At 45.7% G+C, this 24,593-nt stretch carries 21 protein-coding genes and 2 tRNA genes; 14 read left to right on the plus strand and 9 right to left on the minus strand.

All coding sequences use genetic code 11. The annotated features are described in order from the left end of the window. Nucleotides 1-70 precede the first annotated feature (70 nt). Genes cysD through CSH92_RS00635 form a run of 5 tightly spaced genes read left to right on the plus strand, consistent with a single transcriptional unit; the run spans nt 71 to nt 5,528 of the window. A complete protein-coding gene (cysD, locus tag CSH92_RS00615; protein ID WP_100655677.1) occupies nt 71-985 on the plus strand; it encodes a sulfate adenylyltransferase subunit CysD in 915 nt (304 codons plus the stop codon). Beyond that, entirely contained in the window at nt 985-1,578 is a 594-nt protein-coding gene (gene cysC / locus CSH92_RS00620) for an adenylyl-sulfate kinase (RefSeq protein WP_100655678.1), read from the plus strand. The genes cysD and cysC overlap by 1 nt, the downstream gene beginning before the upstream one ends. Next, nucleotides 1,578-2,375 (plus strand): 3'(2'),5'-bisphosphate nucleotidase CysQ, encoded by a 798-nt coding sequence (gene cysQ / locus CSH92_RS00625; RefSeq protein WP_100655679.1) that lies wholly within the window; start codon nt 1,578-1,580, stop codon nt 2,373-2,375. Before cysC ends, cysQ begins: the two co-directional genes overlap by 1 nt. A 2-nt stretch (nt 2,376-2,377) precedes the next feature. Beyond that, entirely contained in the window at nt 2,378-3,790 is a 1,413-nt protein-coding gene (cysN, locus tag CSH92_RS00630) for a sulfate adenylyltransferase subunit CysN (protein ID WP_100655680.1), read from the plus strand. 13 nt (nt 3,791-3,803) lie between these two features. Continuing rightward, a complete protein-coding gene (locus CSH92_RS00635) occupies nt 3,804-5,528 on the plus strand; it encodes an SLC13 family permease (RefSeq protein ID WP_100655681.1) in 1,725 nt (574 codons plus the stop codon). Between the two features lie 183 nt (nt 5,529-5,711). Here CSH92_RS00635 and CSH92_RS00640 read toward each other — a convergent pair whose 3' ends face one another. Then, nucleotides 5,712-6,905: an ABC transporter permease gene (locus CSH92_RS00640; protein ID WP_100655682.1), complete on the minus strand. Its 1,194-nt coding sequence runs from the start codon at nt 6,903-6,905 to the stop codon at nt 5,712-5,714. Nucleotides 6,906-6,907: 2 nt separating this feature from the next. Beyond that, on the minus strand, nt 6,908-7,687 hold the full coding sequence (locus CSH92_RS00645) for an ABC transporter ATP-binding protein (protein ID WP_100655683.1): 780 nt from the start codon (nt 7,685-7,687) through the stop codon (nt 6,908-6,910). A gap of 152 nt (nt 7,688-7,839) precedes the next feature. Between CSH92_RS00645 and CSH92_RS00650 the strand changes: the two genes are divergently transcribed. Continuing rightward, nucleotides 7,840-8,550, plus strand: coding sequence for a Yip1 family protein (locus CSH92_RS00650; protein WP_240612694.1), 711 nt, complete (start codon nt 7,840-7,842; stop codon nt 8,548-8,550). Here CSH92_RS00650 and CSH92_RS00655 read toward each other — a convergent pair. Then, nucleotides 8,540-9,412, minus strand: a complete 873-nt coding sequence (locus CSH92_RS00655; RefSeq protein WP_240612695.1) for a DUF3025 domain-containing protein — start codon at nt 9,410-9,412, stop codon at nt 8,540-8,542. The genes CSH92_RS00650 and CSH92_RS00655 overlap by 11 nt on opposite strands. 67 nt (nt 9,413-9,479) lie before the next feature. On the opposite strand from CSH92_RS00655, the gene CSH92_RS00660 reads away from it, so the two are divergent. Both CSH92_RS00660 and asnB read left to right on the plus strand, forming a co-directional pair. Next, on the plus strand, nt 9,480-11,129 hold the full coding sequence (locus tag CSH92_RS00660; protein WP_100656270.1) for a M28 family metallopeptidase: 1,650 nt from the start codon (nt 9,480-9,482) through the stop codon (nt 11,127-11,129). 217 nt (nt 11,130-11,346) lie between these two features. Continuing rightward, the gene (gene asnB, locus CSH92_RS00665) at nt 11,347-13,014 is read left to right on the plus strand and encodes an asparagine synthase B (RefSeq protein ID WP_100655685.1); all 1,668 of its coding nucleotides are present in this window, start codon (nt 11,347-11,349) and stop codon (nt 13,012-13,014) included. A 114-nt stretch (nt 13,015-13,128) separates the two neighbouring features. Here asnB and CSH92_RS00670 read toward each other — a convergent pair whose 3' ends face one another. From CSH92_RS00670 to queE, 3 genes are read right to left on the minus strand one after another with little or no spacing between them, the layout of a single operon-like run. Next, nucleotides 13,129-14,022: an amino acid ABC transporter substrate-binding protein gene (locus CSH92_RS00670; RefSeq protein WP_240612696.1), complete on the minus strand. Its 894-nt coding sequence runs from the start codon at nt 14,020-14,022 to the stop codon at nt 13,129-13,131. Next, nucleotides 14,023-14,457, minus strand: a complete 435-nt coding sequence (locus CSH92_RS00675) for a hypothetical protein (RefSeq protein ID WP_124916892.1) — start codon at nt 14,455-14,457, stop codon at nt 14,023-14,025. A gap of 2 nt (nt 14,458-14,459) precedes the next feature. Continuing rightward, nucleotides 14,460-15,128 carry a 7-carboxy-7-deazaguanine synthase QueE gene (gene queE, locus CSH92_RS00680; RefSeq protein WP_420807482.1) on the minus strand — a complete coding sequence of 223 codons (669 nt, stop codon included), beginning with the start codon at nt 15,126-15,128 and terminating at the stop codon, nt 14,460-14,462. 94 nt (nt 15,129-15,222) lie between these two features. Between queE and queC the strand changes: the two genes are divergently transcribed. After that, nucleotides 15,223-15,888 (plus strand): 7-cyano-7-deazaguanine synthase QueC, encoded by a 666-nt coding sequence (gene queC / locus CSH92_RS00685; protein WP_100655688.1) that lies wholly within the window; start codon nt 15,223-15,225, stop codon nt 15,886-15,888. Nucleotides 15,889-15,929: 41 nt separating this feature from the next. On the opposite strand, the gene CSH92_RS00690 is transcribed toward queC, so the two are convergent. The 3 genes from CSH92_RS00690 to CSH92_RS00700 form a co-directional block, all read right to left on the minus strand. Beyond that, nucleotides 15,930-16,856, minus strand: a complete 927-nt coding sequence (locus tag CSH92_RS00690; RefSeq protein WP_100655689.1) for a LysR family transcriptional regulator — start codon at nt 16,854-16,856, stop codon at nt 15,930-15,932. Between the two features lie 78 nt (nt 16,857-16,934). Next, entirely contained in the window at nt 16,935-18,950 is a 2,016-nt protein-coding gene (gene uvrB, locus CSH92_RS00695) for an excinuclease ABC subunit UvrB (RefSeq protein ID WP_100655690.1), read from the minus strand. A gap of 2 nt (nt 18,951-18,952) precedes the next feature. Beyond that, nucleotides 18,953-20,299: an MATE family efflux transporter gene (locus tag CSH92_RS00700; protein ID WP_100655691.1), complete on the minus strand. Its 1,347-nt coding sequence runs from the start codon at nt 20,297-20,299 to the stop codon at nt 18,953-18,955. Nucleotides 20,300-21,130: 831 nt separating this feature from the next. Here CSH92_RS00700 and CSH92_RS00705 point away from each other — a divergent pair. From CSH92_RS00705 to rsxC, 5 genes are all read left to right on the plus strand, one after another. After that, nucleotides 21,131-21,207, plus strand: a tRNA-Asn gene (locus CSH92_RS00705). A 20-nt stretch (nt 21,208-21,227) separates the two neighbouring features. Next, nucleotides 21,228-21,304, plus strand: a tRNA-Asn gene (locus tag CSH92_RS00710). Nucleotides 21,305-21,443: 139 nt separating this feature from the next. Next, complete coding sequence (gene rsxA / locus CSH92_RS00715; protein ID WP_100655692.1) at nt 21,444-22,025, plus strand: electron transport complex subunit RsxA; 582 nt, start codon at nt 21,444-21,446, stop codon at nt 22,023-22,025. Beyond that, the gene (rsxB, locus tag CSH92_RS00720) at nt 22,025-22,594 is read left to right on the plus strand and encodes an electron transport complex subunit RsxB (RefSeq protein WP_100655693.1); all 570 of its coding nucleotides are present in this window, start codon (nt 22,025-22,027) and stop codon (nt 22,592-22,594) included. The genes rsxA and rsxB overlap by 1 nt, the downstream gene beginning before the upstream one ends. Continuing rightward, entirely contained in the window at nt 22,594-24,585 is a 1,992-nt protein-coding gene (gene rsxC, locus CSH92_RS00725) for an electron transport complex subunit RsxC (protein WP_100655694.1), read from the plus strand. Before rsxB ends, rsxC begins: the two co-directional genes overlap by 1 nt. Nucleotides 24,586-24,593: the final 8 nt, after the last annotated feature.

Here is a 24,593-nt window from a genome sequence, read left to right on the forward strand (position 1 = left end):
GTGTGCCGAATATGGTAAAGTTCTATACATAGAACTACTGGCTATATAGCAAATGGAGATCCGTCAGAGTATGACCGCTACAATCCCGAGCTTAACCCACTTAAAAGAACTAGAAGCTGAAAGCATACATATTTTCCGTGAGGTTGCGGCTGAATTTGATAACCCTGTTATGCTCTATTCAGTTGGAAAAGACTCTTCTGTTCTGCTGCATCTCGCCAGAAAGGCCTTTGCCCCAGGTAAAATTCCGTTCCCTTTGTTGCATGTTGATACCACGTGGAAATTTCGTGAAATGATCGAGTTTCGCGATCACATGGCCAAGAAATACGACCTCAACTTGTTGGTTCACACTAACCCCGATGGAATAGCGCAAAACATCAACCCATTTGATCACGGCAGTGCGAAGCATACGGATATCATGAAGACCGTCGCCCTTAAGCAAGCGCTGGATAAATATAAATTTGATGCTGCATTTGGTGGCGCCCGCCGCGATGAGGAAAAATCTCGCGCCAAAGAACGGGTATATTCTTTCCGTGATGAAAATCACCGCTGGGATCCGAAAAATCAGCGTCCTGAATTATGGAATATCTACAATAGCCAAATCAATAAAGGTGAAAGTATCCGTGTTTTCCCAATGTCCAACTGGACCGAGTTGGATATTTGGCAATATATATACCTTGAGAACATTGAGATCCCCTCTTTGTATTTATCTAAACCTCGCCCCGTAGTTGAGCGCGATGGCGTCTTGATTATGGTAGACGATGATCGTATGCCACTGCGCGAGGGTGAAACGCCGGAAATGAAGTCGGTACGCTTTCGTACCCTCGGTTGCTATCCTTTGACCGGCGCAGTTGAATCTGAAGCGAGCACGTTGCCGGAAGTGATTCAAGAAATGCTGTTAACTAAAACATCTGAGCGCCAAGGCCGGATTATTGATCACGATTCCTCGGGTTCAATGGAGAAGAAGAAAATGGAGGGCTACTTCTAATGGCTACTAACATTGTTTGGCACCAACACGAAATGAATAAACAGCGACGCGCTGAAGCCCTTGCCCAAAAGCCAAGAGTACTTTGGTTTACCGGGCTTAGTGGCTCTGGCAAGTCAACATTAGCAAACTTGTTGGAACAAAAGTTAACGGCTCAAAACAAACATACCTATTTACTTGATGGCGATAACATCCGCCATGGCTTGTGTGGAGACTTAGGCTTTAGTGCGCAAGATCGCGTGGAAAATATTCGCCGTATCAGTGAAGTCAGTAAGCTGTTTGTAGATGCCGGATTAATTGTAATCACTGCGTTTATTTCCCCTTTCCGCGCAGATCGCGATTTTTGTCGCAAGTTGTTGGCTCAAAACGAATTTATCGAAGTATTTGTGGATACACCACTCGCAGTATGTGAACAGCGCGACCCCAAAGGGTTATATAAAAAAGCGCGTAGTGGCGACATTAAAGACTTTACCGGTATCGATGCTGATTATGAAGCACCGCATAACCCAGAGATCCACCTCAATTATTTAGATGAATCTGCCGAGCAAACGGTTGAACGCCTCTATGCCGCGTTAGTTGAAAAAGGATTGTTGTAATGACGCAAAGCGAACTGATGGAACAGGTACTAGCCATCGCTAAACAAGCCGGTGACAAGATTATGCAAATCTATGCGCGCGACTTTGCGGTGATGGAAAAAAGTGATGAAAGCCCACTTACCGAAGCCGATCTGGCTGCGCACAATACGATTTGTGCAGGTTTAGCCAAGCTTTCTGATTTACCCATCCTTTCTGAAGAGTCCGCAGACATTGCATGGACGGAACGGCAAAACTGGACACGTTATTGGCTCGTTGATCCGTTAGATGGGACCAAAGAATTTATCAAGAAAAATGGTGAATTTACCGTCAACATCGCGCTGATTGACAATGGCGTGCCAGTAATGGGTGTTGTTTATGCTCCCGCCTTAGAGCAAGCATTTTTGGGGAGTCACGGTGAAGGCGCTTGGCGTGAACGAAATGGCTCACGCGAACCGGTAAAAGCCCTGCCGCATAAATCGGGTGACGCCTGGAAAGTAGTTGGTAGTCGCTCGCATCAAAGTCCAGAAATTCAAGCGTTGTTGAGTGCTCTACCCGGCGAAACCGAGTTAGTTGCTATGGGCAGTTCGTTGAAACTTTGCCTTGTCGCTTGCAATGAGGCGCATCTGTATCCGCGCATTGGTCCTACATCTGAATGGGACACTGCGGCCGCACACGCATTCGTTTTAGCGGCGGGAGGCTCAGTTACCGTACTAAGTACGGAAACGCCTGCTGAAGATGTCCTTGCAGATAATCGTCCTGAGCTTAAATACAATCAAAAAGAATCGTTACTCAACCCCTATTTTTTAGTGAGCTGTTAATCATGAATAGCGAAAGTGAATTATTAAAGTCTGATATTCTTGAATATCTGCAACAACATGAACGCAAGAACCTACTCCGCCTATTAACCTGCGGTAGCGTTGATGATGGCAAAAGTACGCTGATTGGTCGATTACTGCATGATTCTAAGATGATCTATGAAGATCAACTGGCTGCGATTACGCAAGACAGTAAAAAAGTCGGTACCACCGGCGAGAAAGTCGATCTCGCCTTATTGGTTGACGGCTTGCAGTCTGAGCGCGAACAAGGGATCACCATCGACGTAGCGTATCGTTACTTCTCTACCGACAAGCGTAAATTTATTATTGCCGATACCCCGGGGCACGAACAGTACACCCGCAACATGGTAACCGGTGCATCTACCTGTGATTTGGCGATTATCTTGGTCGATGCCCGTGGTGGAGTGAAAACGCAAACTCGCCGCCATTCATTTTTAGTCTCTCTACTCGGAATTAAACACGTAGTTGTCGCAATAAATAAAATGGACCTGATGGACTACAGCGAGTCAGTGTTCAATTCAATCAAGCAAGACTACCTAGAGTTTGCCAAAGCGTTAGATATTCCCGATATTCAATTTGTACCAATATCGGCGCTTGAAGGCGACAATGTCGTCAATAAGAGTGACAACACACCTTGGTATGCGGGCGAGACGCTCATGAATACGTTGGAGACCATTGAGATAGGTGAAGACGCCAATCTCGAAGATTTCCGCTTTCCAGTGCAGTATGTTAATCGCCCAAATCTCAATTTCCGTGGATTTGCTGGCACTATCGTATCCGGTGAAATAAAGCCCGGTGATGCAGTTACAACATTACCCTCAGGTAAATCCTCTACTATAGCTTCAATTGAAACCTTTGAAGGGCAGCTGGAACACGCGTATACGCCGCAGGCCGTAACCCTTACGCTGACCGATGAAATTGATATTTCGCGGGGTGATATGATTGTGAAATCAGACAACCTGCCGCTGCACGCCAATCGGCTAAAAACCCATCTGGTCTGGATGTCAGATGAGCCGCTAATGCCGAATAAGCAATATAGCTTTAAGTTTGCAACTAAGATGGTCACCGGCAGTGTTTCAGCCATTGATTATCAGATTGATGTAAACACGATGGAGCATAGTGAAGCGGTGCATTTAAATCTCAATGAAATTGCAGTTGTTGATATTAAACTCACGCAACCTGTGGCCTGTGACCCTTATACCCGCAATCGTCAAACCGGTGCGTTTATTGTCATCGACCGTTTGACTAATGGGACTGTTGGCGCAGGAATGATCATTGAAGAAAGCCAAGCCAACACCACAAGCGAGCACAATTACTCTGAATTTGAACTTGAATTCAATGCGTTAGTGCGTAAACATTTCCCACATTGGAATGCAATTGACATAAGTCAGGGCTAACGCAGAGATATTCATGGATTTCAGCCAATGGATCGTACTGGCCGTATTCGCCAGTACGATTGGTGCGCTTGTTTTTTCACAGCAACGACCCTCGACCATATTTGCCGGGGCAGTGTTATTGTTGCTGGTTAGTCAATCACTGACATTTACTGAAGTTCTAACCAACGTTACGAACCAAGGCTTAGTCACTTTAGTCCTTTTATTGATGGTCAGTAGTGCTGTTGATAAAACAGCTCTACTCAAGCGCCTCGGACGCACACTGATAACGCCGAAGTTTGGCGCCAGTTACTGGCGCTTATTTGGCGTGACTTTTTTCAGTTCTGCATTGCTCAACAACACCGCGATTGTTGCCAGCTTAATTGGACCGGTGAAACAAAACCAGTATCATCCGCCGAGCCGTTTACTCATTCCCTTATCCTACGCCGCAATTCTGGGTGGTACCGTAACGCTTATAGGTACCTCAACTAATCTGATTGTAGATAGCTTTCTACTTGAACATGGCCACGACGGTTTTAAATTCTGGGATTTCACCCTGTTTGGTTTGGTGGCTGGATTAAGCTGCGGTTTATTAATGTTTTTATTGTCTCCTTTGCTGCCGGCTCTAGCCAATCCCAAAGGTAATTTTCAACAGTATTTTATTGAGGCCAAGGTACAAGAAGACTCTGAGTTGGTATGCAAGAGTGTTGAAGAAAATCACCTGCGAAACTTACCTGAATTGTTCCTCGTCGAGGTCATACGTGATGGTAATTTAATTTCTCCAGTAAAACCTGATTTGATTATCCAAGCCGGCGATAAACTTATCTTTTCGGGCAATATAAGTCGCGTTGACTCACTCTCACATATTAAAGGGTTGACACTGTTTGCCGAAACCGACGGATTGCTGCGTGACAACCTGACTGAAGTTATCGTATCGAATCGCGCTCAAATCATTGGCCAAACACTTAAAAAAGTTGGCTTCAGGGCACTTTTTGATGCTGCAGTAGTCGCAATTCGCCGGGATGGTGAACGGTTATCTGGTAAACTCGGAGAAATCCCGTTACAGGCTGGAGATTTTTTACTCTTAGCCACAGGGCCGGATTTTGATAAGCGGCATAATTTGGCAAAAAACTTTTTTATTCTCAATGACCAAAAAATTGCTCGGCCACTGTCTTCCATTAATGAATTAATTACTATTATTGGATTTCTGCTGACGGTTGCATTAGCCGCATTTGAAGTGGTGCCCTTGCCTATAGGACTGGTATTTTTTATCGCCTTACTGGTAGGTGCAAAAGTGACCTCAAATAATGAAGTCAAACGCAATCTTCCTTTAAACCTAATCATTGTCATCGTCGGCGCGCTTAGTATGGCTACGGCGCTGGAAAATGTGGGTGTCATTGCCCTTTTTACCGATACCCTTAAACCCGTTTTAACAACCACCAGTTGGTTAACTGCACTTATCGCCGTTTATATTGTAACCGTTTTGCTAACTGAGTTTGTCACCAATAATGCAGCGGCTGCCTTAATGTTTCCGTTCGCTTATGGTCTAGTAGAAGCAATCCAAGCCCCATTAATGCCCTTTGCGTTAGCGATTGCCTTCGCTGCTAGCGCCAGCTTTATCTCACCCTATGGGTATCAGACTAATTTATTGGTATATAACGCCACGACCTACCGGTTTAAGCACTTCAGTGCAATCGGGTTACCTATCTCAATCGTCTATTCAACAATTGTACTGAGCCTGTTGAATTGGGTTTATTTGTAACTGGTTGATTTCGCTCCAAGGCTCTTAATGCCTGACTTTTGCGCATTATCCTCGCCACAAAAAATGATGTTAGTTTTTATCTTCTGCGGGGGCCGCCTTGAAACACCTTTACTCATAAAAAAAACCGACATGCAGTTACCTACACGTCGGTTTTAATTCATCTTTGCGAACTCTTTTAATCAATCACCTAAACAAAACTTTCTCGCGGTTAAACCAGAAAATACAGAAGTAAATCAAGCCACCAGCGATCAGCGCAGTAGATCCAAAGATTGGTAACAACGCATAGTAGTCCATCGTCCCTTTAATCAACTCTTTAATCGCAAGGGCTACATTAGTCAGTGGCACCCACGCCCAACCACCTTTTAACTCAACTCCTGGTAACATTGCTAGGATAACCGGGATAATGACGGCAAATACGATTGGAGTCATGTAGCCTTGAGCTTCTTTAAAACTGCGGGCGTAAATTGAGAGACTAAGTAACGCTGAGGCAAAAATTGCTACTACTGGCACCAGCATTAAAAACATCAAGACAAAGTCTAGCGCGCTAATTGCAGCCATGAATTGCATCACTGCTTCAATGGCCATTCCCTGACTCAGTACGGTTCCCCACACGCCCATACTAAGCACTGTAATGAGCGCAGATACGACACCAGATAAGGCAATCGCGAAAAATTTCCCCAGTACCAATTGGTGTCGTTCAATCGGCGAAATCAACAGAGTTTCCAAAGTGCCCCGCTCTTTCTCTCCAGCCCCAATATCTGTTGCCGGCAACATAGCGCCTTGTAAACACAAGATAAATACTAAGTAGGGTACCAAGCCGCCCAGTTTTTCACCCCAGTTCTCACGTTGGTCAGCGACGTCGACCTTTTCTAAAACAATTGGCTCTAGCACACCTTGCTGTTGCGCGTCGGTCAACCCAAGCTGAGTGAACACGGCTTTTTGATTGTTTTCGGCAATCACATCAACCGTATCGCGTATTCGCCGTTCAATACGATTTAGCCCTGCGTCATTAAAATAGACTTTGAGGGTGATCTGTCCGCTCTGCAATAAGTCGTTGCTGTAGTTCTCCGGGATCTCGATAACGAAATCGCCTTTTTCCGCTTTGACCCATTCGGTGATAACTGCGTCAGCAGGTAATTCAATGCGTTCTAGCAATGTATCTGCTTCCAACGCAGCAACTAACTCTGGCGCATAAGACTCATTGACAACTGCAAACTTCAGTACCTTGCTCTCAGCTTTCTGTAATGCTTGAGAAGAAAAGTAACCGACAGCGCCAATAATCACCGGAAACAGCAATAACGGTAACGCAATCATAAAAAACAACGTTTTCCGATCCCGTAATAACTCTTTGATTTCTTTGAACATGACTAACCACATAGTTATGCCTCCCTGTTAATTGTGGCAAGAAAAGCCGCACTCAATGAATCACCAGCAACCTGTCTGAAGGCGTCAAGCGAATCATCAAAACGAGTTTCACCACGATCAATTACGGTCACGCGGTCACACAACTCGGCTACTTCTTCTAAGTGGTGAGTGGAAAAAATAACCGGTACCCCCTGTGATTTAAGGCGACGAATGAAATTCAGCACTGTCTGTGCGGCCATAATATCAAGACCTGTAGTGGGTTCATCCAGGATGACTACCTCTGGCTCATGAATAACTGCGCGGGCAATATTGGTCTTTTGTTTCATACCCGTAGAAAAGTTTTCACTGCGCCGATCGAGGTACTCGTGTAATTCGAGCAAATCGGCAAGCTCTTCTATTCGCTGCTCAATCTGCGTATCATTCATGCCGTGTAGCCGGCCAAAGTAGGCGATATTTTCACGTCCAGTTAACCGCCCATAAAGACCTGTAGAGCCGGATAGAAAACCGATTTTCTGACGCGCTACAAGCGGCTTATTAATAACATCAATACCATTAATAATAATACTACCTGCATCCGGCTGAAGGGCCGTTGAAAGCATACGCAAAGTTGTGGTTTTACCTGCTCCATTGGGACCTAGCAAGCCTAATACTTGCCCGCTATCGCAGTGAAAACTGACATCTTTTACACTGTGAAAAAAACGCCCCTGTAAACGCGGGTCTTGTTTTTCTTGCTCACTAAGTTTCTTGGGGTTTTCAACTGCAAATTTCTTTGCTAGTTGCCTAACTTCTATCATTCCATCGTCCTTTTTTAGTGGATGACTTGCATCGTTCGAGCTTATAGTCTTAAGCTTTTCGTTTTTATTACATTTTTTGCAAAAGTTATTTGAATCTTATAGCCACGTTGTAATAACGTAAACAAATAAACCTATCTATCTTCAAGGAAGTCATGATGCAAGCTGTTGCTAATCCGCTCCAGGCATGTAGCGAAATATTTTTTAAACCCAATGGCGTATTTGCCACTCTAAATGTTAAACATAACTGGTCTTGGATTCCTTTTTTATTGGTCATAATCATGGCCATATTACCGACCTATTTGTATTTCAACTTTGTTGATTTTGACTGGTATCGCGACCTAATTATTGCGACCAATTATGGCGACTCAAGCCCCAATGAACAGCAAATGATGCGCGCTAATATGTCGATAAATGGCATGATGTTGGTTGGTACCGTTGGTGGATTCATTGGTTACGTTTTAATGAATGCAATCATAGCGACATACTTAAACCTAATGACGCGCAATGACGAAACAAATACCAATGGCTTTACTGATTGGTATGGATTTACTTGGTGGATCAGCATGCCGGTAATATTTTCAGCCTTTATCGCTATTGTGGTAATTGCGCTGGCCAGCGACCACCAACTATCGCCAGTAAGTTTAAGTCCAACATCCTTAGCTTTTTTACTCGGCTTAGAAATGGATTCTGATTGGTTCGGACTTGCTCAAACCGTGCGCTTAGAGAGCTTTTGGACCATCTATTTAATGACCGTGGGCATCAGTCAATGGACCAGCTTCAGTAGCAAAAAAGCATTGATTACTGCATGTATTCCCAACGCATTACTGTGGTCAATTTGGACCTTATCAATCCTTATTTTCTAACTGGTTCTCCACTTCCCTGGTCGCGCTCCTGTCGGCGCGGCCTGAATACTTCGCGATTCTGGTAAAACACTTCATCTTGTGCGCTCGCCCAACCAGGAATACCAAGCAAAGGTAATGGCATTAATTGTCGCGGTTTAGACAACACGTCTTCACTTTGTAGCGTCTCTAGTAAAGCACTATCAACTGTCGCAGTTTGCGCGCCTGAAATTACCTGTAACAGCGGTGTTTCCAGGGTCACCTGACACCATTTGGCCGTTAGCCCCGGAAAAGGCGCGAGTAACATTTCTAAGTTGGCATGACCAAACACCAAAGGCACGATGTGCGTACCCCACGCTTCACGTTGCTCGTATAAAGCATATTCCCAGTTATGTTCCCGTAGCGCGGCGAGTATATCTTCAGCCTGCCGGCTATTGCTAACCAACACTAAACCGCACTCATCAAAATGCGTGATCCGATTGCGCCTCGGCGTTCTCGGATTTACACCGTAATCAACAATATCTTGCATATGCCAAAGATTAAGAGCGTGTTTGGTCTGCGGAAACTGTAGCCAGATTAAACCATTAAAGAAATCATGCCAGCTATCTTCGCGGGTTGGGATAACCCCTTCCTCAGCAATAATTTGTTCGTAATAGCGCGGATCGTTGTCCAATCGAGCTTGGTCAACAAATTCAACATTCAGCTCGGTAGATTGCGCGTTAGCTAGTGTATTTAATACACTGGCTACCGTTTTACCGCCGACGTTTAACTCTGCGAGGTCAAAGGCGTTTGTCAGCCAGGCGAGATACGGACCTTTAGTTGCCATTGCAGTAAAGTCTCCCCAGCGCAGATCATGGCTAAATTGTGCTTTAGTGGTTGTCTGCATGAAGCAATTCTCTATACTGCAAAGTCGGCACTATAAATCAACCATTACAACTAAAAAAGACAGAACTATGAAACATTACTTGTTCCCCTTTGCCGTGACTGCGTCATTGGTATTAGGTGCCTGTTCTAAACAGGCTGATACGCCAGCGGCGACGCCAGAAGATCCGGCTAGCACTAATTTCGCAGATGTGTATGCCAGTATTGATGCTGAAGCATTAAAAGCCCATACCAAAATCCTTGCTTCAGATGAATTTGAAGGGCGTTTACCGGCTACCGTCGGCGAAGAGAAAACATTGGACTACTTAGTCAGTGAGTTCCAAAAGGCCGGCCTAAAACCCGGTAACGGCGACAGTTTTTTACAACCGGTTGAGTTAATTCAAATAACTGCTGACCCAAATATGACTCTGATGATCGGCGACAATGCTTTCACCTATAAAGAAGACATGGTGGCATCATCTAAACGTGAGCAAGATGAGACCTCACTGAGCAATTCTGAGTTGGTCTTCGTTGGTTACGGTGTCAATGCGCCCGAATACGGTTGGAATGATTATGAAGGCCTTGATGTTAGCGGTAAAACCGTGGTGATTTTGATTAATGATCCCGGATTCGAGAATCCTGAATCGGGTAAATTTCAGGGTACTACAATGACCTATTACGGGCGTTGGAGTTACAAATACGAAGAAGCCAGCCGCCAAGGTGCTGCAGGCGCACTTATCGTGCATGAAACAGCTCCCGCATCCTACGGTTGGTCTGTGGTTGCTAATAGCTGGTCTGGACCTCAATATGGTCTTCCGTCTGCTGATCAAGGCGCCAGTCGCGTTGCAGTTGAAGGTTGGTTGACCTTGGAAGCTGCGACTAAAGTATTTGCAGACGCTGGGTTTGATTTTGCTGAGCAAAAAGCCAAAGCGATGCAAGGGCCATATAGCCAAGCTCTGCCGATCGCTGCCAGCGTAACGGTCAAGAATAGCATTCAGCGCTCAGAGAGCTACAACGTACTTGCTACCCTACCCGGCAGTGAAAAACCCGATGAACATATTATCTATACTGCGCATTGGGATCACTTAGGCAAAGACGAAAGCAAAGATGGTGATCAGATATACAATGGTGCGCATGATAATGCCACGGGTACAGCCGCCAGTTTAGTGATGGCACAAGCCTTTGCTGACCTCAATCCGCGCCCAGCGCGTTCAGTTAGTTTTCTGATAGTTACTGCTGAAGAACAAGGCCTGCTTGGCAGTAAATATTATGCTGAGAATCCAGTAATTCCGCTCGACAAGACAGTCGCCAATATCAACATGGACGCGATGAATGTGCTCGGAAGAACCAAAGATGTGGCCGTTATTGGTATGGGTAAATCTGAACTTGAAACTTACTTAGCGGACGCAGCCAAGCGCCAAGGCCGTGTATTAACACAAGAAGGTCGTCCAGAAGCTGGTTACTACTACCGCTCTGATCATTTCAGTTTCGCTAAGTTAGGCGTTCCAGCGTTGTACGCCAAAGGCGGCGATGAACCCATAGATGAAGCAACTGCTGAATACCGCAAACGCGCAAATGTGATTGTGACTGGATGCTATCACCAAGTGTGTGACCAGTTCCGCGAAAACTGGGACTTTGGAGGCATCGAAGAAGATACTCAATTGTTATTTGACGTAGGTTATGCTTTAAGCACTACAGATAAATGGCCGCAATGGAGTGAAACCAGCGAGTTTCAACGTTAATCACGTCTAAGCAAAGCAGAATAAAGCCGGTTTATGCAGTAAACCGGCTTTTTTGTGCATATTCCAAAAAAGCACTTGCAATTTATCCTCACGATGGCACATTCCGTTGTGTGCGATAACAAAATAAAACAAAAAGCACCGTTAGGTACCGCAAGTTCCCTACCTTGGGCATCGACAGAAATCCCGACAATTGAATTAAACAGAGAGAACGCATTATATGTGTGGTATTTTCGGTATCCTGGATATCAAAACAGATCCCATCGAGCTTCGCAGCAAGGCCTTGGAGCTTACTAAACTATTACGCCATCGTGGCCCAGATTGGTCTGGCGTATGGAACGATGACAACGCCATTTTATGTCACGAGCGCCTGGCTATCGTCGATGTAGATACTGGCGCACAGCCGCTACTCAATAATACTGAAGACCACGTTCTAGCCGTTAATGGTGAAATCTACAATCACAAAGCGTTAGCTACCGAGTTAGCGTCAGATTATGCCTTTCGAACGCGCTCTGACTGTGAAGTGATTCTGCCTTTGTATGCTAAGCATGGTGTGAATTTTATTGATAAGCTTAACGGCATGTTTGCCTTTGTGTTGTACGACAAAACCGAAAACGCTTATCTCATTGCACGCGACCATATGGGGATTATTCCGCTCTATACCGGATTTGATGAGCACGGAAACTTTTATGTTGCCTCTGAAATGAAAGCCCTGGTACCGGTATGTAAAACCGTACAAGAGTTTCCACCTGGACATTACTTATGGAGTAAAACAGGTGAGTTGAAAAAGTATTATCAGCGCGATTGGATGGAGTATGACAACGTTAAAGACAATACCACTGACTTAGAAGAGCTTAAGCAAGCCTTTGAGAAAGCGGTAAAGTCACATTTGATGTCTGATGTCCCCTATGCCGTTCTATTATCCGGTGGCTTAGACTCATCTCTGGTATCTGCAGTGGCCGCTCGCTACGTCGCTAAGCGGGTTGAAGACAATGATGCGTCTGATGCTTGGTGGCCACGCCTACACTCTTTCGCCGTGGGTTTAGAAGGCGCCCCAGACTTGGTCGCAGCGCAAAAAGTCGCTGATATGATTGGTACTGTGCACCACGAGATCCACTTCACCATTCAGGAAGGTTTAGATGCTATTCGTGATGTTATCTATCAATTAGAAACCTACGACACCACGACGATCCGCGCAGCAACGCCGATGTACCTAATGACCCGCAAAATCAAAGCGATGGGAATAAAAATGGTACTCTCCGGTGAAGGTTCAGATGAAATTTTTGGCGGTTATTTGTATTTCCACAAAGCGCCAAACGCCAAAGAGTTTCATGAAGAAACCGTAAGGAAGTTGGAACGCTTGCACATGTTTGACTGTGCACGTGCTAACAAAGCAACGTCTGCTTGGGGAGTAGAGGCGCGCGTGCCCTTCCTTGATAAAGCGTTTATGGATGTGGCGATGCGCTTAAATCCGGAAGATAAAATGTGCCTTGACGGTCGCATGGAGAAGTGGATTTTACGCAAAGCCTTTGATGACGGTTCAACACTCCCTGCAGAGGTGTTGTGGCGTCAAAAAGAACAGTTCGGTGACGGGGTTGGCTATTCATGGATTGATTCAGTGAAAGAATTCGTCGACACGCAAGTGACTGATCAGCAGCTCGCGACGGCCGAGTTCCGTTTCCCCATCAACACCCCTGATACCAAAGAGGGTTACTACTACCGCACCATATTTGAAGGCTACTTCCCGCAAGAAACCGCGGCCAAATGCGTGCCTGGTGGTAAATCGATTGCGTGCAGCACGGTTGAAGCTTTGGAGTGGGATGAGAGCTTTAAAGCCATGGCCGACCCATCCGGACGCTCAATGGTGGGTGTACACGGCAAAGCCTAATAACAATGCCAGTCAGCTTTGCTGGCTGGCATTACGCTAGTTTTTTTCACCGTCACATAGACTTATCAAGTTAGCAGCGCTTCGTGCTGCATTATCTGCCTAGTCAGGTTGGTGCTAATCGTTGGTGACATCAATCCATAAAGACGAATCATTCAATGGCGTTTGCTCACTTAACAAGGGATTGTCGAGTTGAAAAACACGACGGTTGCTCAGATTAAAAGTTTCAATCAAACCGCCATAGTGTTGCATGAATAGTTCATCAAAAGAGCCGTCTTCTAAGGCTCGACGTAATCCAGTTTCAAGCAATTTTGCCAACGTTGGATTAGCTCGGTTGACGAAGTAATACATGGCTGCTGGGTATTGAATAGCCAAGTTTTGTTCTAATACAATATCCGTATCGACCCCTGACATCCCAACTTCACTCATCACTTCCACGACTGAGCGAGGAAAAAAATCAGCTTGAAACCGACTTAGCATGGCAAAATTATCTAAGTATTCAGTAGCCGAAGCCACATCAAACCCATTCGATTGTAGAATTTTAGTGTCTGGCCAATCTTCTCCCTGCACGGGTACATACCGCTGCAAGGCTGCCAATGATTGTACAGCATTGAACTCGCGTTGTTTGTCACGATGGATTAAAAACACCCGCAATCCAATAAGGCCTTTAAAAATGGGGATACGGATAGGCAACAAGTCCTTCTCTCGTTGCTCATCGGTCATACTCCAAACCACATTAACCGAGCGATTCTCGCGCAATTGCCGCAAGGATTTGCCCTGCAGCATAATCCGATCAGACGACAACAGCTGATAGCGTACCCCCGTCTTTTCTAATGCTAACGTTAACAGCTCAACCGGGTAATTATTGCGCAAATCGCCTTCGTTTAAGGCGCGCGGATAGGTAATGTTCCATACGGCAGCAAAGCCATTGAACGACGGTATCAATCCCAGCACGATCAACCCAATATAAAACACACCAGGTATTCGACAACGGCTAAACCGTGAATTCATCTATGCCTCCAGCGTTGAACACATATCTTCAATCGCGCGCTCTTCCTCATCTATTACCGAGACAATAATATCAAATCCGTATTCACCGCCCTTCTCTAATGTGTAAGAGGTAGCACAAGTCAAACATACATCATTCTGGCTGTTTTTAATTTGCCACCTGACTTTGGCAAACAAGACTCGATCGGAAAGGGACATTGCGTGCACAATGGTTGCATCATGTTGGATTGCGTTGGCTTGTTGGCAGCGTTCAAATAGACGAGTTAGACGCTGGGTAACTTCTTCAGTGGTGGAGCATACGACTTTGTCGTCGTTAGAAACAAAAACGCTAGGCACATGATAGAACGCCAACAACTCGCTTAACGAGACTTCACTCATTGCATGACTGAGAGAGTTAAAGAACTGCTCAAGCGCCTGTTCATCCTGAGTACTGATCACGATCACTCTATCCCCAAATACTTATGTGTTTGTAACGATAGCCGCCAGTTTCGTTGGATACAAGTGCTGATTGCTAATTCTGTTGCACGTGGGCGTTGTGAGATTGGCTGCAGGCTAATGCTTACATCGTCGCGTACAGGGTTATCTGCGAGTAAAGCGTCTAAATCATCAATGTGTTTTTGCATGGCTATCGGGTGTTTCACTTCATTTGCGCGCGCCATCGCGCTTGGCAACACTGAATAACCTCCCGGCATATCAATTTTTGGTGATACGGTAACCCATGTGGCGTCATCACAGCGCACCTCGAAGGTACCGCTGGTTTCTATTTGGGTACTAAATCCTTGGGCATGCAGGGTTTGGGTCAAATCGGTAAGATCATACATACAAGGTTCCCCACCGGTGATCACAACGTGCCTTGCGGTGTAATGCTCCTGAGCAAAAACCTGGATTAAATCACTAACCGTTAAGTTGCTGTATTGCGGTGAGTCAGCGCGCTTTGCCAGAAGGTCCGTGACTGGGATTTGCGCACTGTCGTCTACAACCCAAGTATGCTGGGTATCACACCAAGGACACCCGACTGGACAGCCCTGTAAGCGCACAAAAATCGCGGGGACGCCGGTAAAACTACCCTCTCCCTGGATCGTTTCAAAAACTTCGTTTACTTTCAACATATCAATCTGGGTAAATACTCTATACTTGGGATTTTAACAGGGATCGCATACACTGCGCGCAAATTATTTAGATATAACGGAGATTTAAGCGCCTATGCCTAAAGATATCGCGGTCGTCGTCTACTCTGGTGGAATGGATTCTTATACGGTTTTACATAAGGCGCTGCAATCACACGCGCAGATTGCGGCTGTTTCATTCAATTACGGTCAGCGTCACAGTAAAGAACTAGACGTTGCCGCCAGTGTTTGCAGCACTCTGGGTATTGAGCATAAAGTCGTAGACGTCACCAGTATCAATCAACTACTCGCTGGTTCTGCACTAACCTCGGATATTGACGTTCCTGAAGGGCACTATGAGGAGCCGTCAATGCAGCAAACCGTGGTCCCCAATCGAAATATGATTTTGCTTTCGCTTGCCGTCGGTTATGCGGTGTCGATCGGCGCTGAAAAAGTCTACTACGGTGCGCATTCTGGCGATCATGCGATTTACCCTGATTGTCGACCTGAGTTTGTTCAAAAAATGAATGCAGTTTGTCAAATTGCCAACTATCAGGCTGTAGAAATCGCCACACCGTATCTATATGAAAGTAAAACGGCTATCTTAACTGATGGATTGGCGATGGGCTTAGACTACAGCAACACTTGGACTTGCTATAACGGTCGTGAACGTGCCTGCGGTAAATGTGGTGCTTGTCAGGAAAGATTGGAAGCGTTTCGAGATAATAATGCCGTCGACCCACTAAATTACGAGGACATTTGAGGCGCCTAGCTTTGCGCTAACCGCCTCACTCAATTGAAGTCCTACTTTTGGCTTTCAGTGATAAAATAAGAAAGTTCTTTGATGCAGTGTCTAAGGACCGGATTCAAGCGGGTGTTTTTGCCGTTCATAATGAATAACTCATGCGAGAATTTAAATAACTCACCATTCGCAATCGGAACCAGACCCAAGCTAGCACCCTGCTCCTTGCGCATGTAATCCGGTAATAAACCGACGTATTCGCCAGTCATGATTGCAGACATACAAGCGTCATAGGAGTCTGAGAAGGTTTGAATCGCTAAGCGGCGTTCGTCTTCAATATAATTCGCTGAGGAAAGGCCACTGATACCTATCGCAGGGTAATCTTCAATCCTTACATCCTGGGGTAATTCTATATCACGATACTTGGCCAATGGGTGGGTTGGCGCACAATATAACCGCCCATCGCACGAGGTTCCTGTGGGGTGAAAGGTTACCGATTCAGGTTTAACCATGTCATAGGTTGACACCACAAGGTGACATTCGCCAGAAACCGCCACATGCTCAACTTCATTGTATAAGCGAGTTTGAATGTTGACGTGGATATCATCAAACTTTTTCATCGTGCTCTTTACCGCTTTACTGATGGCTAATTGCATCGAAAGCGGCAAACCTGCCATCATTACAATAGTAATGTGGCCAGAATAATCGTCATGCAGGCTTTTAAGGTTAAACACAAAGTTATCGAAAGCGTTAAAAATACGTTTGGTTTCCTGGAAAACCATTTCGCCTTCTTTGGTCATTTGAAAGCCGCCTCGTCCACGATGACAAAGCACGAGGTCCAGACGTTCCTCTAACTTTTTGATTGCTGCACTGATATTCGGGCGTTGCATACGCAACACAGGCTCAGCGGCGGTAAAGCCATTACAGCTGGCTACTGCGTAAAAAACACGCAGCAACTTAATGTCAGATTCTTGAAGACGATTTAGCATGGTGCACCATTTATAGGTATAGTTATTGATACGCTTTGCTAATAGTAGGCAAGCGCGCAGCTAAATACAACGCTTAATTTACGATAGCGCAACGATTTGCTTGCGCAAATGTTCAACTTCATCGCGCAGACTAGCAGCCTTTTCAAATTCAAGCTCTCGTGCGTATTCAAACATCTGCTTTTCCAACGCAGCAACCTGCTCCATTAATTCTGTCGCAGTCAGAGCCTTGTAGGTCTTCTGCTTTTCAGCCACTTTGCGCAGTTTGATTTTACCGGAAGCAGGATGCGCACTGTCACCAAGATCCATGATGTCCGTTATCGGTTTATTCAGCCGCATGGGAACAACGTTATTGGCTTTATTATAAGCCTCTTGCTTTTCCCGCCGTCGATTAGTTTCATCAATCGCTTTTTGCATGCTGCCAGTGACTTTATCAGCGTACATTATGGCTTTACCATTCACATGTCGTGCGGCGCGGCCAATGGTTTGGATCAATGATTTCTCAGCCCGTAAAAAGCCCTCCTTGTCGGCATCTAGAATAGCAACCAGTGACACCTCCGGCATATCCAAGCCTTCACGCAAAAGATTGATCCCTACTAAGACATCAAATTTACCCAGACGCAGATCACGAATAATTTCAATGCGCTCGACGGTGTCTATATCTGAATGTAGGTAGCGCACTTTAACCCCATGCTCATTCAAATACTCGCTAAGGTCTTCAGCCATACGCTTGGTCAAAGTCGTGATCAATACCCGCTCATCTTTTTGCACGCAGGCGTGGATTTCTGAGAGTACATCATCGACTTGTGTCGCTACAGGGCGGATCTCAATTTGCGGATCCAGCAAACCCGTTGGGCGCACCACTTGTTCCACAACATCGTTATCACAACGTTCAAGTTCATAGTTGCCTGGCGTGGCAGAAACATAAATCGTTTGCGGTGATATGTGTTCAAATTCCTCGAACTTCAAAGGACGATTGTCGAGCGCCGACGGTAAACGGAAACCATACTCCACTAGGGTTTCCTTGCGTGAACGGTCACCTTTATACATGGCACCGATTTGCGATACTGTTACGTGAGACTCATCAATAAATAGCAAGCCATCTGGCGGGAAGTAATCCAACAAGGTGGGTGGAGGCTCGCCCGGCGCTCGACCTGAAAGGTAGCGCGAATAGTTCTCGATACCCGAGCAATACCCCAACTCAAGCATCATTTCGATATCAAACTGGGTACGTTGACTGATGCGCTGTTCTTCAAGCAGCTTTTGATTGTCTTTTAATTGAGCGCGACGTTCTTTTAACTCGACTTTAATGTGCTCAATTGCATTAAGAATTTTCTCACGCGGCGTAACGTAATGGGTTTTAGGGAAAACCGTCGTGCGCACAACCTGTTTATCTACAGCACCGGTAAGCGGATCAAAAATACTTATTTTATCGATTTCCTCATCAAACAACTCAACCCGCACTGCAAATTTGTCTGAATCAGCCGGATAGATGTCGATAACATCGCCCCGCACACGAAAGTTACCGCGTTCAAAGGCTATATCATTGCGTGTATATTGCAGTTCAGCCAAGCGACGCAAAATATCGCGCTGGTCCATAGTATCGCCCTGACGCAAATGCAACAGCATCTTCATATACGACTTGGGATCTCCTAAACCATAAATGGCTGAGACACTGGCAATAATCACCACATCACGTCGCTCCATTAGCGCTTTAGTCGCAGACAAACGCATTTGCTCAATGTGATCATTGATGGACGCGTCCTTTTCGATAAAGGTGTCTGTGGTCGGCACATAGGCTTCAGGTTGGTAGTAATCGTAATAAGATACGAAATACTCCACTGCATTATGGGGAAAGAATTCTTTCATCTCGCCATATAATTGCGCAGCAAGTGTTTTGTTGTGCGCTAAGATCAAGGTTGGACGCTGCACGTTAGCAATCACATTAGCCATGGTGAAGGTTTTGCCTGATCCCGTCACTCCCAGCAAAGTTTGCGTTGCAAGGCCATCATCCAAACCTTCGACCAGAGCTTGAATAGCTTTCGGCTGGTCTCCAGCTGGCTGGTATTGTGACACTAATTCAAACTGCTTACTCATGCTTAACCTTTACTATTCTCAAGCAGGGCATTGTCAATGTCGCGGTTTATTGCCCGGCTAAACCAGTAGAAAGACACTACTGCCATGAGCAAATTGGCGATAACACTTCCCCAGAATAAGCCTTCTAATTGGTACAAGAGACTTCCAATAAACGCGATAGGTACGAAGAAAACGAACAATCGGATGATACTCAATACTAATGCTGACATCGGTTTGTGCATCGCGTTAAACGACGAGTTGGTTAAAATAACGATACCCTGCAAACCATAGCCTAGCGGCACGATCATTAAAAACAATTGGATCAAGCCAGCAACATAGGTGTCATCGGTGAATGCAGCAGCTATCCACGGAGATATTAACGCCATGATGACGAATATGCCGAGTTGCCACAACAACACAAACTTAACGCTTAATGTGTACGCTTGCTGAACGCGTTCGACCTTGCCCGCACCAAAGTTTTGGCTAATAAACGGTGGCAATGACATAGACATAGCCAATATTACGATACACGCAATGGACTCTAACCGATTACCAACTCCCCAGGCAGCTACGGCGCCAGCCCCGTAAACTGATACAACTTTAGTCAGTACTCCTCCGGCAATCGGCGTCAGCATATTGGCACCCGCCGCAGGTAAGCCAATCTTTAAAATGTTTACACTGGTAAAACGTAATTCCGCGAGAGTGAGCAATCGAGGCATCATTAAATTGCGGCGGATCAACAACGCTAAAATCCAAATGACGCCAAATCCCCATGCGATCATTGTGGCAACAGCTGCTCCTTGGATCCCCATCGCTGGGATAGGCCCAAAACCAAAAATGAGTAGCGGATCAAGTAACGCGTTTATCCCGCCCCCGGCTGCCATAATAATACTAGGTGTTTTGGTATCACCGGACGCACGCAACACACTATTGCCGACCATGGGTAATGCCAGAAATACCCCGGCAGCGTACCAAACCAACATGTAGTCATAAATATAAGGCATTAAGGCAGGGGTTGCGCCAAGTAACAAAAAGATGGGTTCAATCGTCAGTACACCCGCAATAGCCAGTACCCCAACCATCAGCGTTGCCAACATTAAAGAGCCAGTCGCAAACTCACGGGCATGAGTTTGGTCACCACTGCCGAGATAGCGCCCAATAATCGCAGAGGTTCCAATCCCCAAACCGATATTTAGACTGATCAAAGTAAAGGTAACCGGAAAGGTAAAGCTGATCGCAGCGAGCTGCTCGGTCCCTAACAAGCTGACAAAAAATGTATCCACTAGGCCGAAGGTCATTAACATGATCATGCCAAGGATCATAGGCATTGTCATGGTTCTCAACGTTAGGGCAATATCGCCGGTTAGCATATTCGTAGGAGATTTAGCACTCACTTACATTCTCGATTAATTGAAAGCCGTCATCGGCGAATCGTCCATGGTAACAATAAAGTCTGCACTTGCCCTCATTCATTTATCGTTTTAATCACGTTTTCTATCGCTAACGATGTGGGCTAGCAAAACCATGACATTTCCTCCCTCTTGAGTAGCTTCCATACCAAATTCACCGACTTGCATTCAACGTCAATTCTATGACAAAGACGGGTGTAACTCCTTCAGCGGGGAGGAAAAAACGCTCCTTTTAGGCCTCGCTCGGTTAATTAACACACAGGCAGAACGGCGACGTAATTGATCATCTACACATGATCAACCATTATTTCACAGAAAAATTCCAGATCATTGTTTTTATTGATTATTTTTTAATTTTTCCATACTTATCTATTTTTACTATTGACATCATTTATAGATTTATATGGGGTAGTACAAATTGTTTATTCACACATTTATCCACAGATTTAGTGGATAACTAAGAAAACTCAATAAAACCGCCACGTTAATGGCGATTGGTTAAAAATTAGGTAAGTTGTTACTAACCTTTGTTTGCCCATCCTTTCATTACACTTTTATTAAACACTGAACAACCGTACAGTGGTCAACGGTTTTTTAATAACTTTTGTTCAGCATTTTGATTTTTTTATTTCATTTAGTAATTAGTAGTAGATTTAATAACCTGCGATGTAATCACGTTTTCGGCTTATTGTTTAAAAAAAGTTCGACTAAGAGATATTTTAAAAAATAGCTCATACAAATGTTGACACCAAAGCGCTTGCTCTTTAATATTCGCGTCCGTTGAAAAGCAGGTCCCCCTTAGCTCAGTTGGTTAGAGCGACGGACTGTTAATCCGCAGGTCCCCCGTTCAAGTCGGGGAGGGGGAGCCACTTTTCACGTGCAAAATTGTTCCCCCTTAGCTCAGTTGGTTAGAGCGACGGACTGTTAATCCGCAGGTCCCCCGTTCAAGTCGGGGAGGGGGAGCCACTTTTGTGTCGCTCCGCATATTTCTGCAATAACCATAGATTTATCAAGTTGTTAATTGTTGCGTAAACAGCGATAATCACGATTCGCTCGTAAGTTGTATTTCTGCCCCTGTGGCACCCAACGCAAAGACGCTTATTAGATGACTGAATTCTTCTTATTGTTGGTAAGTACCGTGCTGGTCAATAACTTTGTTTTGGTCAAGTTTCTCGGCCTCTGCCCGTTTATGGGCGTTTCCAGTAAATTAGAAACCGCAATCGGCATGTCTATGGCGACAACTTTCGTGTTGACGCTAGCTTCGATGTCATCCTATTTAGTCGAAACTTACATATTGTTACCGCTTGGTATCGAATACTTACGCACATTGAGTTTTATTTTGGTGATCGCGGTTGTCGTTCAATTCACCGAAATGGTCGTGCATAAAACGAGCCCGACCTTATATCGCCTGTTAGGTATCTTTTTACCCTTAATCACAACCAATTGCGCAGTTCTAGGAGTGGCGTTGTTGAATATTACCGAGCAACATTCCTTTTTAGAGTCCATCTTTTATGGATTTGGTGCTGCGGTAGGTTTCTCACTGGTTTTAATTATGTTTGCAGCAATGCGAGAGCGACTGGCTGCGGCAGATGTTCCGGTGCCCTTTAGAGGCGCAGCCATCGGTATGATAACGGCGGGACTGATGTCATTGGCATTTATGGGATTTGTGGGGCTGGTTAAATTCTAATGACGATGTTAGCAGCGATTATTTCACTCGGAGTGTTGGCGCTATTGTTTGGTGCGACTTTGGGTTTTGCTGCGATCAAATTTCGTGTCGAAGGCGACCCCTTAGTTGAGCAGATTGACGAGATTTTGCCACAAACCCAATGTGGTCAATGTGGGTATCCTGGTTGCAAACCATACGCAGAAGCTATTGCCAACGGTGATGATATTAATAAGTGTCCACCAGGCGGTGAAGCTACCATAAAAAAGCTCGCTGACTTGATGGGAGTGGAGGCTAAACCACTGGATGCTGCGCATGGCGTGGAAGACGTAAAAAAAGTCGCTTTTATTCGGGAAGACGAATGTATCGGCTGTACAAAATGCATACAAGCCTGTCCCGTTGATGCCATTCTTGGTGCAGCAAAACAAATGCACACGGTGCTTGTTGACGAATGTACGGGCTGTGATTTGTGCGTCGATCCTTGCCCCGTCGACTGTATTGATATGGTGCCAGTAAAGCCCACTACACAAACGTGGCAGTGGAATTTAGACAACGCGAAAACCGGCGATATCCCGGTTAAGATGGTGTCGTAATGGCAATTACACCTACGTATGAACAGATCATTAAGCAGCTGGATGCTGGGACGTTATGGAATTTCCCCGGTGGCGTACATCCCCCGCAAAGAAAGTCGCTCAGTAATACATCAGCCATTGCTAGGCCTCCATTACCTGAAGTCCTTTATGTCCCGATTAAGCAACACACTGGGATCGAAGGTGAACTCTGTGTAAAAGTAGGTGAGGACGTCCTCAAAGGGCAACCATTAACTCGTTCAGTACTCCCCTACTCCGTGCCCGTGCATGCGCCCACCTCCGGCACTGTAGTCGAAATCGGTGAGCACCCCAGTGCGCATCCGTCGGGCGTCCCAGAATTAGCCATTGTCATTCACCCTGATGGGAATGACAAATGGACTGAGCTTAAGCCTATTACAAACTATCAAACTCTTGCCAAGCAGGATTTGATTGAACGGATTTGTGATGCAGGCATTGCGGGTCTCGGTGGGGCCGGTTTTCCAAGCCACATTAAAGTCGCGCCACAGAAGCCGATAGAGTTTTTGATCATTAATGGTATTGAGTGCGAACCCTACATCACTTCTGATGATCGCTTAATGCGTGAACATGCTTGGCAAATTCGTCAAGGAATCGATGTACTTAAGCATCTAATAAGTCCCACGGAAATTATCGTCGCAGTAGAGGACAATAAGCCAGACGCGTTGAAAGCACTGACCATTGCGTGTCAGGATCAGACTCAAATACGCGTCATTAGTGTTCCTACCAAGTACCCTGCAGGTGGCGAGAAACAGTTAATCCAAGTATTGACCGGACGTGAAGTTCCACGTAGCGGATTACCCAGTGATGTGGGCTGCGTAATGTTTAATGTCGGTACCTGCTACGCCATAGCAGACTTGGTATTCTCAGGTAAGCCTTTAATCGAACGTGTGGTGACGATTACCGGTGATGCGGTTGACGCACCACAGAATGTTTGGGCGTTGTTAGGCACCCCTGTAGCCCACTTGTTATCTTACGCAGGGTATAAGCCACACCAACAAAATCAGCAACAGGTCATTATGGGTGGTCCCATGATGGGATTTACTGTCACCAGTTTGGCCGTTCCTGTCGTCAAGATTACCAATTGTTTATTGGTGCCAGCAAAAAGCGAACTAGTTAGTGCCCAGGATGAAAGAGCCTGTATTCGTTGTGGGTTTTGCACTGACGCCTGCCCTGCCTCACTGCTGCCACAACAATTATATTGGTATAGCAAAGCAAAAGAATACGACAAAGCTCAGGAATATAATCTTTTTGACTGCATTGAATGCGGTGCCTGTGCCTACGTATGCCCAAGTGAAATTCCTCTCGTACATTACTACCGGAAAGCCAAAGCTGACATACGCAATCAACAAGATGCGGATGATAAAGCTGAGAAGGCCAAGCAACGGTTTGAAGCCCGTAAAGCCAGATTGCTTGCTGAAAAAGAAGCGCGCGAAGAAAAGCATCGCCTAGCGGCAGAGCAACGTAAAAAGGCGCTTGAAAGCAAAGAAGAAAGTAGCGGTGCGAAGGATAAAATAGCTGCTGCGCTGGCTCGGGCAAAGGCTAAGAAAGCGCAAGTGCAGGCAACGGACGAACAATCGCCTACCGATGAAATCAATCCGCAGGAAGAGCAGCACAGCAAAGTGCAAGCTGCAATTGCTCGTGCAAAGGCCAAAAAGGCGGCTAGCAAATCCGTAGCGACAGAAGAAAAGTCAACGGCTTCTCCCAATACAAAGCCGTCGGTAACTAGCGAAAACGCGCCTGTTGATGCAGATGCGAAACAAGCTAAAATCATTGCGGCCGTTGCTCGAGCAAAAGCCAAAAAGACAGCCAGCAAGTCCGCCCAGGAAGAAAAAATGAAAGCGGCTTCATCGAGTGCTGAGCCATCAGGAAGTAAGGAAAGCGAAACTTCTGAAGCAGAGGCCAAACAAGCCAAAATCAAAGCAGCCGTTGCTCGAGCGAAAGCCAAGAAGGCTCAACAGCAAGCAGGCAAGGAATAAGATAAGTC

Source organism: Neoalteromonas flava, assembly GCF_002807685.1.
Taxonomy (GTDB): domain Bacteria; phylum Pseudomonadota; class Gammaproteobacteria; order Enterobacterales; family Alteromonadaceae; genus Alteromonas_E; species Alteromonas_E flava.